The organism is Exiguobacterium sp. A1_3_1, from assembly GCF_048985645.1.
GTDB classification, from domain to species: domain Bacteria; phylum Bacillota; class Bacilli; order Exiguobacteriales; family Exiguobacteriaceae; genus Exiguobacterium_A; species Exiguobacterium_A indicum.
In genome coordinates, this window is the sequence record NZ_WBYY01000106.1 from 1 (window position 1) to 11,002 (window position 11,002).

Here is an 11,002-nt window from a genome sequence, read left to right on the forward strand (position 1 = left end):
CATTTAAGCAGGAAAACAGGCTTGTGTCTCGCCTGAGGAAAGGGCGTGAAAAGACGCGTCATTCTTTTTTGAGTCAGTCCCTTTTTCATTTCATCAATCCGTTTGTAAATCCGAAGCAGTTTCGCCTTTTTTCGAGAGAACGTTCAAGACGACGACGAAGAGTACGAATGTGACAAGAGCTCCGATGAAACCGAAGACCGAAGACTCCGTGAAACCGATGACTAAATAACCTACTGCCGCAGTGACGGCACCGACTAGCGCATACGGTAACTGTGTCGTAACGTGATCGATATGATGGGATCCAGCCCCTGTCGAACTGAGGATCGTCGTATCGGAAATCGGTGAACAATGGTCACCGAAGACAGATCCAGCAAGAACAGCAGCAAGCGTCGGTAATAAGAGTGAGGCATCGACAGCCATGACGAGATCCGCACCGATTGGCAACATGATCCCGAATGTGCCCCAACTTGTTCCTGTCGAGAATGCCATCAAGCCGGCAATCAAGAATAATAAGAACGGCAAGTACGAAGCAGAAATCGAGTTGCTGATGAAGCTTGCGAGATAATCGCCTGTTTTCATATCACCAATAACAGCGATGATCGTCCAAGCAAATAATAGAATCACGACTGCTGGCCACATCGAACGCATACCAGCGACGATGCTTGCACGGTAATCGCGACCCGGAATTTTTCGTCCGATCAGCATCAAGAAAGCGACGATTAAACTGATGACGACACCTGCGACAAGTGAGCGTGTGACGTCTGTTGCCTCAAATGCTCCAATTAAAGTAAACGGACGGTTGTCGGCTGCAAGTGCCTGAGCACCTGTCCCGAGTAACGCACTGATCGTAGCAATGACGAGAACGACGATCGGAACGACGAGATCCCGGACTTTTCCGTTCGTATGTTCGTTGACCTCTTTTGCCATCCCCATCGGTGTTCCTTTTGACGCATCAAAAAGTTCACCATTCGCAGCGCGGCGTTCATGCTGTTTCATCGGTCCGACAGAGACGCCAGAGTAAGCGATGTAAAGTGTTAAAAGTAACGCGAAAATCGCATAGAAGTTCATTGGAACGATCATCATGAAAGCACTAAACGCTGAGTAATCCGTAATCGAGTGCGTCGTTAAGATACCGGCGATGATGGAAATGATGAATGCGCCCCAACTCGAAAGCGGACTGATGACACAAACAGGCGCAGCTGTTGAGTCAATCAAATAGGCAAGCTTCGCACGTGAGACACCACGGCGATCCGTTAGCGGACGACTGACATTGCCGACAGCGAGACTGTTGAAGTAATCATCGATGAAAATCAAGATACCGAGACCGAAGGCGACTAAGCGTGCACCACGCGCTGTCTTGACGTGTGTAGAAGCCCATTCACCGAAGGCGCGAGCGCCACCAGATGTTTGAATTAATGTGGAAAGGACACCGAGCAATAACAAGAAAACAAGTAATAAAACGTTCCACTCGTTCAAGGCACCATCCGCCCAAAAGAGGCTAAAGATATTCTTGCCGAGATAGGTTACCGTATCGATCGGGTTAAAACGGTGAAGTAACAGGGCACCGACGAGAATGCCGACACCTAACGAAAGAACGACCTTTCGGGTAAAGATGGCTAATAAGATAGCTAGTAAAGCAGGTACAAGGGCAATAATGGAATCTGAATAGTTGACCATGAAGAATATCCTCCTCTTTAAAAATGGCTTAAAGATGAGACCCCGCGGCACAAAAAAAGCAAGGGCACCGGCAACAAAGCCGACACCCTCGCTGGATGCGTCTTTCTTAGCCGAATTGGAGCGCTCCATACAACTGTTATGTATGGCAATCGATCGGGTATTTCCCGAATCGACCAACGACGGCATGCTCGACGCATACTGTCATTTCGGCGATGTCACCTTTCCTGTAGTCGTCTTCGTTGTCATCCTCGGACCAAGTACTGATTGAAATCGCGCCTCTACCTCATCGATAGAATAGTCATATTCTGTTCTTATGGACACTTTATCACGTATTTCAAAAAAGATTCAACCATATATTCTGATAATTTAAGACGAAGTTGCTCATTCGGCAAAATGTTGAATGAGCTGTTTCATCAAATAGGCTTGGTTTTCTTCGAATTGTTTTTTTCGATGACCGTTCGCGCCAGATGGATGGGGGAAGTTGGAAAGAAGCTGATGCTGTTCGATTCGTCCATCCTGAATCAATCCACGGACTTGCGTCTCGACGACCCGACCGAGTGGAATTAATAACGCTGGTTTTTGTAACTGATTGATCTCAGCGACGAAGTGTTCTTCCGCGTAGTGCCTCAATAAAGGACTGCGATTGATCTTCGGTTGATGACCCGAGTAATTCTTTTCGCGATAAAAGACGGGTTGCTTTAACAGCGACGTCGGATGTAACAATTCCTGGTGTTGATGAAATAAGCTAGCTGTTGTCTCGATTCCGAGCAATGCTGGAAGCTCGAGTGTATCAAGCATCTGGACGAGGTTACGTCGCATCGTTCCGGCAAAACTGGCTGCATATTTGACGATGCGTGCCGTCCCTTCTAGTGAAGCCCCATGATGGAGGGCATCCGTTGCTTCTTCGAAAGCGATTCGCATCTGTTCAAAACCTGGTGTGATCCCGATGATGACGACTTTTGCTTCAGTATTGACATATTCGCCAATCGGAGAGTAATAGACGGTCAGCTCGTTCTCCTGTTGCAATAAAAAATCGTCCGTCCATAATTCATCACGTCGTAACGTACGATCATCAGGTAAGCTACGAATGGCTTGTTCAAATATAGTTAATGAATTCATGAAGAACCCTCTCTCTCTGTATTGGCACTATAATAACAAATAATACCATTTGAGACAATTACACCCTTTCACTATTTGTGTATAGGTATATAAAAAAGGACTCGAGACGAGTCCTTTTCGTGCATCATGCGCGTTCTTTGACCGAAGCAACTTCATATGTCAGAATCTCGCTGCCGAGCATTGGCGATTCTCCTGCCTCACTACTCGCAGGTCGACTATGTGACGCTTTGAAGTCGTCACTCTCCCGCCATGCTTGAAAACTCTTCATGTCTTCCCAATACATGTTGACGTTCATTTCATCATGTTCTTCGATGTTTTGCGTCAATAAGACCTCGACGCGGATGAATCCGTCCATCGTATCAAGTCCACTTGGACGCGTAAAACGAGGAGCGAGAGCTGCAGCCATCCCTTTTTTGACTTTAATCCGGTTCGTAACGACGATCATCATAAAATCCCCTTTCAAAAAACGAGTAACGTACTTCTTCAGTATAGTACGATGAAGGCAAGAATGCCGGAAAGAAGGAACAAACGACAATGAATGAACAGGAATACGATCAACGATTACGAATCGAGACCATTGAGATGCAACACCTCTATGGTGTGTTTAGTCACTACAATCGATATGAACCAACGCCTTATGCGGCACTAGACGAATTATGCGAAACGTATTTGTTTCAAAAACAGGACACGGTCATTGATTTCGGGTGTGGGAAAGGGCGTTTGAACTTTTACTTACACGACCGATTCGATTGTTCCGTCATCGGAATCGAGATGAACGGACAATTTTACGAGGACGCACTCCGGAATATGGCGAACTACCAAAGTCGACGGAAGCGGCGTTCCGGAAGTTTGCGATTTGAACAGACGTATGCCGAGCAGTATGCCATTCCGGATGAGACGAATAAGTTTTATTTCTTCAATCCATTCTCTTCACAAATTTTCATGAAAGTGATTGATCACATTTTAAGTTCGGTCGAACGTTCCCCGCGTTCGGTTGATCTCATCTTGTATTACCCGACCGATGAATACCGGGAGTACCTGGAGCGTCATACCATATTCGAGCAAGTCGATGAGATTCGATTACGAGACCTCTATGAAAAAAATCATGACGAGCGGTTCGTCATCTATCGCTTTGATCCGAACAAACTGCTTCAAAACGGGTATGAATACAGTGAGGAAAGAAATAAAAGATAAGGAGGTCGGATGATGATCCGTTTAGAGCATGTCACGAAAGAGTTTGCACCGGGGCGTGGAATATTCGATGTCAGTTTTACAGTTGATCCGGGTACGATATTCGGTTTCATCGGACCAAATGGATCTGGAAAATCAACGACACTCCGACATTTGATGGGACTATTGGCTGCGGATGGTGGAAAGGCGACGATCGGTGGTTTTGATTGCTGGAAGCAAAGTAAAGAAGTGAAGAAATTGGTCGGTTATTTGCCGGGGGAGATTAGTTTACCTGGAGACATGACGGGAGCAGACATGCTCGATTTGATGCAACGACTACACGGTAGCGATCCGGCACGGCGACAACTGTTGTTGAAACGATTTCCTTTTGAGACGAAGACGAAAATCCGCAAAATGTCAAAAGGGATGAAACAAAAACTGGCACTAGTCGGTTGCTTCATGAAGGATGCACCCGTCTATCTACTTGATGAGCCGACCAGTGGACTCGATCCTTTGATGCAAGAGCGTTTTTTAGAGTGGATCGAACAGGAGAAACATGCTGGAAAAGCGATTCTGATGAGTTCACATCACTTTCCGGAGATGGAAAAATCGTGCGATCGAGCGGCTTTAATCAAAGCAGGACGCATTATCGTCGAATCGGATATTCATGAGTTGGTTCGATCGAGTCGAAAGACGTACACGATCTTCTTCCGAACAGAGGTGGAGGCGGCACAGTTCGCGATGCAAGTCGGTGTTGAACCGAAGCGGCTGGAAGTCAGTTTTCAAACGGACGAGACGCTGAGCTTAAATCAGGTGATCGCTTATTTAACCCAGTATGATGTACGGCTGATTCGTCCGTCAGCAGATGATTTAGAACAGGTCTTCTTGCATTATTATGGGGAGGAGGAATCGTCGTGATATTGCTGATCCGCTCTTTATTCAAGCAGGTCAGAAAGCCCGTGCTTGCTTATGCGATTGGAACGAGTCTCTACTTATTGATGCTTGCGTTGCTATATCCATCGATGATGAAGACCGGTTTACTAGAAGCAAAACTAGAAGCGTTACCTCCGGAAGTCTTAAAAGCATTTCAATACGATAAGGTGACAGGGTTCGAGAATGTACTGGATCTGCTCGGGGGAAACTATTACGGACTGATTTTTCAAGTCATTGCGAGTCTATTCTTGCTCTCATTAGCAGCGCGACTCGTTGCGCGACCAATCGACAATGGAGAGCTGATTGTCTATCTCGCAGCCCCGATCACCCGGAATGCGTATACGTTTGCTGTCGCGATCGTCATTGGTATCGCAAGTATAGTTCTCGTAGGACTGAATGGACTTGTCTTGATGGTATCCGACTGGTGGATGACAGATATTTCGATCAATGACGTCATCTTATGGCGGATTCAACTCAATGCGCTATTGTTACTCTTGGCGATCGGTGCCTTTACGTTATTCGTTGCGACGTTATTTGACGAAGAACGTCGTGCTTTTTCGCTTGCCGGTAGTGTGCTTGTCCTATCGATCGTCTTGACGATTCTGTCGGAACTAAGTGACAAGACGGAGTGGCTCCGTTATCTATCCGTCTTCTCCTTATTTAACACGACGCAATTACTAGAAGGAACGAATCATTTTCTTCTTCATTCGATTCTTTTACTTGTCCTCTGTCTCGTGTTCTTGACTGGAGCAGTCGTTCAATTCGGGCGTCGGAGTCTGTCGATTTGATCGAAAGTGGCGCAAAAACTTTACAGAAAGTGAACATTTAGGATTTGAACGTTGCGTCACGCGCTGATTTTTACTAAGATAAAGGAATGTTGTAGTTCTGGAAAAAGAAATGAGGTCTTTCGAAATGAATAAACCATCCATTTATGGATTAACGCTTGAGCAGATGACAGAATGGTTATCGAATCAAGGGCACAAACCATTCCGTGCCAAACAAGTATGGGATTGGCTCTACCGTAAACGTGTCACGACTTTCGCGGAAATGACGAATGTCAACAAGGATTGCCTTGAGTTGTTAGATCAGAGTTTTACGATTGACTCGATGACAGAAGCGGTCAAGCAAGAATCAGCAGACGGAACAATCAAGTTCCTTTTCAAATTATATGATGGCAACTTGATTGAAACGGTTCTAATGCGTCATAAGTACGGTCTTTCTGTCTGTGTTACGACACAGGTCGGCTGTAACATCGGCTGTAGCTTCTGTGCAAGTGGTCTAATCAAAAAGAGCCGCGACTTGTCAGCAGGCGAAATCGTTGAGCAAATCATGAACGTCCAACATCACCTCGATGCAGTCGGTAACGAAGAACGTGTCAGCCACGTCGTCGTCATGGGTATCGGTGAACCGTTCGATAACTTCGACAACATGGTCGATTTCTTGAACGTCATCAAGGACCACAATGGTCTTGCAATCGGTGCACGTCACATCACGGTTTCAACAAGTGGTTTGGCAGACAAGATCTACAAGTTCGCTGACTTGAAACTCCAAGTCAACTTGGCGATCTCGCTTCACGCACCAAACAATGAATTGCGTACGCAAATCATGAAAATCAACCGGGCGATCCCGCTTGAGAAATTGATGCCAGCAATCGACTATTACGTTCAAACGACGAACCGTAAAATCACGATCGAGTACATCTTGCTTCGTGGCGTCAACGACCAAAAGGAACACGCAGTCGAACTCGCAAAACTGTTCGAAGACAAACGTCACCTGACGTATGTCAACTTGATTCCGTACAACCCAGTCGATGAGCACGGTCAATATCAGCGCAGTACGTCTGAAGATATCACGACGTTCTACGATACGTTGAAAAAGAACGGCTTGAACTGTGGTGTTCGTCTCGAGCACGGAACAGACATCGATGCGGCATGTGGTCAATTACGTAGTAAGCAAATCAAAAAAGATAAAGTAGCATCCAAATAATTCGTTGGGCTTCTCATCGTTTCGGTGGGAAGCTTTTTTTACGATAAGAAATGAGGACATTCTATGACACGTACACGATTCAATGATTTTAACTTAAGCACACCGATTCTCGATTCAATCGAGCAACTCGGCTACACGATACCAACCGAAGTCCAGCAATCCGTCATTCCGGTCGTACTATCTGGAAAAGATGTCATCGTCAAATCACGAACGGGGAGCGGAAAGACGGCATCGTTTGCGATCCCACTGTGTGAACTCGTCGAGTGGGAAGAAAACAAACCACAAGTCTTAGTCTTGACACCAACACGTGAGCTGGCCTTGCAGGTCAAAGAAGATATCATGAACATCGGACGTTATAAGCGGATCAAAGCGACAGCTGTCTTCGGCAAGCAACCGTTCCGTGGGCAAGTCACGGAGCTCAAGCAAAAGACACACGTCGTCGTCGGAACACCGGGACGCGTACGCGATCATATCGAGCGGGGCACGTTATCGCTTGAGAAAGTCCGTTACGTCGTTTTAGATGAAGCGGACGAAATGCTGAACATGGGCTTCCTCGATCAAGTCGATGCCATCTTGTCTGAGTTACCGAAGGAGCGGATGACACTATTGTTCTCTGCGACCTTCCCAGAAGACATCGAACAGTTGAGTGACCGTTACATGGAGGCACCAAAACGGATCGAAGTGGGTGAAACCGTCGTCTCAACGATTACGCATAGTTATATTCCGGTGACGGATAAGACGAAGTTTGCCATTTTAAAAGATGTCCTGGTCGCTGAAAACCCGGATCGTTGCATGATCTTCTGTCGGACGAAAGAACACGTTGATTTCGTCGCGAATGGTCTACGCGCACATGACTATCCGGTTGAAGCGATCCATGGTGGGATGGAACAAGACGATCGACTCGATGCGATGAAAGCCTTCCGTGCCGGGAAGTTCCGAATTCTTGTCGCAACAGATGTCGCGGCACGTGGGATCGATATCGAGAACATCACGCACGTCATCCAGTATGATCTCCCTGTCGAACGAGAAAGCTACGTTCACCGGACCGGTCGGACGGGGCGTGCAGGAGCAGCAGGACAAGCAATCAGTCTCGTCACGCCGGCAGACGAACGTCGCCTAAAGGAAATTGAGCAGTATCACGGGAAGCTGACACGTCGCCAAGCACCGACAGAAAAGGACTTGATGCGGACAGCGGATGCATTCGAGGAGAAGATGGCGACGGAAGATACGCGTTCTTCGAAAACGGAACAGCTTGATGCGGACATCATGAAATTGTTCTTTAACGGCGGGAAAAAGAAAAAACTCCGTGCCGTCGACTTTGTTGGAACGATTGCTAAGATTGAAGGCGTCACGGCAGACGACATCGGTATCATCTCGATTCAGGATACGTTGACGTATGTCGATATCCTCAACGGGAAAGGTCCGCTTGTCCTCCGGGCGATGAAGACGACGAAGGTCAAAGGGAAACAATTGAAAGTGTACGAAGCATTCAAGAAATAAGACAAGCCGGTCATTCTCCGCTTAAGCGAAGAGGGACCGGCTGTTTTGCGTCAAGGCATGGCCAAGATGGAGTCCGCTAGCAGCTGCTTGGGCAAGCGAGTGTGTCGCACCGGAACAATCACCAATCGCATAGACACCGGGACATGTCGTCTCAAACGTCTCTGACGTCTCAAGCATCGGTGCGTAAAACTTGCCATCTAATCCGTAAAGCAACGTATCTCCTGGAAGTTCCACTTCAAGGAGTTGCTCAAGGCGCTCTAAAAACGCTTCTAAGACAAGCAGGTCTTCTGCAGGTACTTCTGCATGCAAATTACCGGGAGACGCGGTTAGTGAAGGGATGACCGTGTTACGACTCAATTGATCGTGTGCCGTCGCTCGCGATGTTCGGAAATCACTGAGTCGCTGAATGAGAATGCGATCACCACCTTGGTTGATTCCGCCAATGATGCGCGCGGCATACGCATTCGCTTTCGCTAGTGTCGAAAAATACCGCGGGAGAAATAGTGTAAAGTTCAGATTCGTCGAGCCGTCTGCCGTCTCGTGGACGTTTTGACCGTCCGGCATGACGAGTCCTTCTTGATATTTGCGGATGATCCGTCCGCGCGGATTCATGCAATAGGTGACTGCTTGACCGTAAGGCGAGTCGTAACCGAGCTTCGTCTCGAACGTCTCCTGTAACAATGTCCGAAATAGTCCCTCATCCGTCTCAATTCGCACCCCGAGATCGAGTCGAGTTCGCTGTGGGGTGACACCAAGCGTCGCTAACTGGTGCAACGTAAAGTCTGCACCTGAACGACCTGTCGCGAACACGATCCGTTGACTGACGAAGGTCTCGTCCGCTGTTTTGATCGTAAACGACTTCGACTTCGTGATCTGCTCGATTGTCGTTTCGAATCGGGCATCGAGACGCGGTAATAAGGCGTCCTCAAACGCCGTGAAGACAGCAGCTGTCCGTACTGTGCCTAAATGACGGACGGTCGTCTCGACCGAATGTAGACCGGCGCGGCGGGCGCGAGACGCTACAATAGGGGAATGCGTCGAATAGGTCTCAACTGTATCTCCACCATATGTACATAAAAGATCATCGACTTCTTGGAACAGTCGTCGAGTCGTCTCTTCACCGATTTTTGAGACGAGTTCTCCACCGAATCCCGTCGCATAATTAAACTTTCCTTCTGATTTGCCAAGCCCTGCGAATCCAAGATACGCATCTTCTGCTGTTCGTTCGCGAATCGGTTTTCCGGCATCGAGCAGTAGGACGCGTTGTCCGTCTTCAACGAGCTGATGGGCGAGGAAAATTCCTGCTACACCAGCTCCGATAATCGTCACATCATACATCGCTGACACCTCCTTTTCTTTGAGTATACAAAAAAGCCGGATTCCTATGAAAGGAATCCGGACTAGGTGAAATCGCTTATTTCCACTCTGCGATGTCAGCGATTGGTAGACGAACCGATGGGTATCCTGCGTCCACTGCTTTACCGATTGAAAGCAACATGACTGGGAGGTAACGTTCTTTTTCAAGACCGAATGCTTCTGCGATTTGGTCTTTTTCGTAACCACCGATTGGGTTTGTATCGTAACCGTGTGCACGAGCAACGAGCATCAATTGCATCGAAACGAGACCTGAGTCGATCAAGATGCTATCACGTAATGTTTCAACGTCTTCTGGACGGTAGAACCCTTTGATAGCTGGTACTTGGCGATCACGTACTTCTTGCGGCATAAGACCTTTTTCCACAGCCATATCATAGATTGTCTCGATGCTATCGACTGCGTTCATGTCACCGAAGACGGCGATGACAGCAGAAGATGTCTCGACTTGAACTTGGTTGAATTTTGCGAGTGGTGCGAGTGTCGCTTTACCTTCTTCGCTATCGATGACGAGGAAACGCCATGGTTGCATGTTAACTGAAGATGGTGCAAGTGTTGCTTCTTCAAGGATTTGTGTCATTTCTTCTTTTGAAATTTTTACGTTTGTGTCGTAGTTACGAATCGAGCGGCGTCCTTTGACGATTTCCATGAAGTCCGTTGTTGTTTGAGTAGTCATAATTATTCAATCTCCCTTGTGTGTGTTTTCTTTTTTTATAGTGTAAAAAAACTTATTTCCAGTCTGCGATGTCGTTGATTGGTAGGCGAACTGATGGATATCCAGCGTCCACCGCTTTACCGATCGATAGCAACATGACCGGTACATAACGATCTTTTTCAAGACCGAATGCTTCCGCGATTTGATCTTTCTCGTAACCACCAATTGGATTTGTATCATATCCGTGTGCACGAGCGACGAGCATCAATTGCATCGAGACGAGACCCGAGTCAATCAAGATGCTGTCTTTCAAATCGTTCGCCGATACACTGCTGTACATCCCTTGGATCGCTGGTACTTGGCGATCGCGTACTTCTTGTGGCATGAGTCCTTTTGCGACAGCTGTATCGTAGATGTTCTCGAGTTGATCAACAGCGTTCATGTCACCGAAGACCGCGATGACAGCAGAAGATGTCTCGACTTGGACTTGGTTGAATTTCGCGAGTGGTGCAAGTGTTGCTTTGCCTTCTTCGCTATCGATGACGAGGAAACGCCATGGTTGCATGTTGACAGAAGAAGGTGCGAGTG

General features: G+C 47.4%; 11 protein-coding genes and 1 riboswitch. Of the genes, 5 read left to right on the forward strand and 6 right to left on the reverse strand.

Annotated elements, in window-relative coordinates; translation table 11 throughout:
- Positions 1–93: 93 nt before the first annotated feature.
- The 3 genes from F8N00_RS11660 to F8N00_RS11670 form a co-directional block, all read right to left on the reverse strand.
- A complete protein-coding gene (locus tag F8N00_RS11660) occupies positions 94–1,677 on the reverse strand; it encodes a Na+/H+ antiporter NhaC family protein (RefSeq protein WP_035395513.1) in 1,584 nt (527 codons plus the stop codon).
- A gap of 110 nt (positions 1,678–1,787) precedes the next feature.
- A riboswitch (Lysine riboswitch) is annotated at positions 1,788–1,966 on the reverse strand.
- 92 nt (positions 1,967–2,058) lie between these two features.
- Complete coding sequence (locus tag F8N00_RS11665) at positions 2,059–2,796, reverse strand: hypothetical protein (protein WP_023469798.1); 738 nt, start codon at positions 2,794–2,796, stop codon at positions 2,059–2,061.
- Between the two features lie 124 nt (positions 2,797–2,920).
- On the reverse strand, positions 2,921–3,241 hold the full coding sequence (locus tag F8N00_RS11670) for a heme oxygenase (protein ID WP_023469797.1): 321 nt from the start codon (positions 3,239–3,241) through the stop codon (positions 2,921–2,923).
- Positions 3,242–3,330: 89 nt separating this feature from the next.
- On the opposite strand from F8N00_RS11670, the gene F8N00_RS11675 reads away from it, so the two are divergent.
- From F8N00_RS11675 to F8N00_RS11695, 5 genes are all read left to right on the forward strand, one after another.
- On the forward strand, positions 3,331–3,990 hold the full coding sequence (locus F8N00_RS11675; protein WP_075642883.1) for an SAM-dependent methyltransferase: 660 nt from the start codon (positions 3,331–3,333) through the stop codon (positions 3,988–3,990).
- Between the two features lie 12 nt (positions 3,991–4,002).
- The gene (locus tag F8N00_RS11680; RefSeq protein WP_035395518.1) at positions 4,003–4,884 is read left to right on the forward strand and encodes an ABC transporter ATP-binding protein; all 882 of its coding nucleotides are present in this window, start codon (positions 4,003–4,005) and stop codon (positions 4,882–4,884) included.
- Positions 4,881–5,687: an ABC transporter permease subunit gene (locus tag F8N00_RS11685; RefSeq protein ID WP_075642884.1), complete on the forward strand. Its 807-nt coding sequence runs from the start codon at positions 4,881–4,883 to the stop codon at positions 5,685–5,687. Before F8N00_RS11680 ends, F8N00_RS11685 begins: the two co-directional genes overlap by 4 nt.
- A gap of 124 nt (positions 5,688–5,811) precedes the next feature.
- The gene (gene rlmN / locus F8N00_RS11690; RefSeq protein ID WP_023469793.1) at positions 5,812–6,885 is read left to right on the forward strand and encodes a 23S rRNA (adenine(2503)-C(2))-methyltransferase RlmN; all 1,074 of its coding nucleotides are present in this window, start codon (positions 5,812–5,814) and stop codon (positions 6,883–6,885) included.
- Between the two features lie 63 nt (positions 6,886–6,948).
- Positions 6,949–8,385 (forward strand): DEAD/DEAH box helicase, encoded by a 1,437-nt coding sequence (locus F8N00_RS11695; RefSeq protein WP_075642885.1) that lies wholly within the window; start codon positions 6,949–6,951, stop codon positions 8,383–8,385.
- A 21-nt stretch (positions 8,386–8,406) separates the two neighbouring features.
- Here F8N00_RS11695 and F8N00_RS11700 read toward each other — a convergent pair whose 3' ends face one another.
- The 3 genes from F8N00_RS11700 to F8N00_RS11710 all read right to left on the reverse strand — a co-directional run.
- A complete protein-coding gene (locus F8N00_RS11700; RefSeq protein WP_075642886.1) occupies positions 8,407–9,723 on the reverse strand; it encodes an NAD(P)/FAD-dependent oxidoreductase in 1,317 nt (438 codons plus the stop codon).
- A 76-nt stretch (positions 9,724–9,799) separates the two neighbouring features.
- The gene (locus F8N00_RS11705) at positions 9,800–10,435 is read right to left on the reverse strand and encodes a nitroreductase family protein (RefSeq protein WP_023469790.1); all 636 of its coding nucleotides are present in this window, start codon (positions 10,433–10,435) and stop codon (positions 9,800–9,802) included.
- 52 nt (positions 10,436–10,487) lie between these two features.
- Positions 10,488–11,002: nitroreductase family protein (locus F8N00_RS11710; RefSeq protein WP_421018255.1), on the reverse strand; the 515-nt coding region annotated here is incomplete at its 5' end.

Excerpts from the sequence above, each read along its gene's own strand:
- F8N00_RS11660 (WP_035395513.1), bottom strand. The coding sequence starts at position 1,677 with ATGGTCAACTATTCAGATTCCATTATTGCCCTTGTACCTGCTTTACTA.
- F8N00_RS11665 (WP_023469798.1), bottom strand. The coding sequence starts at position 2,796 with ATGAATTCATTAACTATATTTGAACAAGCCATTCGTAGCTTACCTGAT.
- F8N00_RS11670 (WP_023469797.1), bottom strand. The coding sequence starts at position 3,241 with ATGATCGTCGTTACGAACCGGATTAAAGTCAAAAAAGGGATGGCTGCA.
- F8N00_RS11675 (WP_075642883.1), top strand. The coding sequence starts at position 3,331 with ATGAATGAACAGGAATACGATCAACGATTACGAATCGAGACCATTGAG.
- F8N00_RS11680 (WP_035395518.1), top strand. The coding sequence starts at position 4,003 with ATGATCCGTTTAGAGCATGTCACGAAAGAGTTTGCACCGGGGCGTGGA.
- rlmN (WP_023469793.1), top strand. The coding sequence starts at position 5,812 with ATGAATAAACCATCCATTTATGGATTAACGCTTGAGCAGATGACAGAA.
- F8N00_RS11695 (WP_075642885.1), top strand. The coding sequence starts at position 6,949 with ATGACACGTACACGATTCAATGATTTTAACTTAAGCACACCGATTCTC.
- F8N00_RS11700 (WP_075642886.1), bottom strand. The coding sequence starts at position 9,723 with ATGTATGATGTGACGATTATCGGAGCTGGTGTAGCAGGAATTTTCCTC.
- F8N00_RS11705 (WP_023469790.1), bottom strand. The coding sequence starts at position 10,435 with ATGACTACTCAAACAACAACGGACTTCATGGAAATCGTCAAAGGACGC.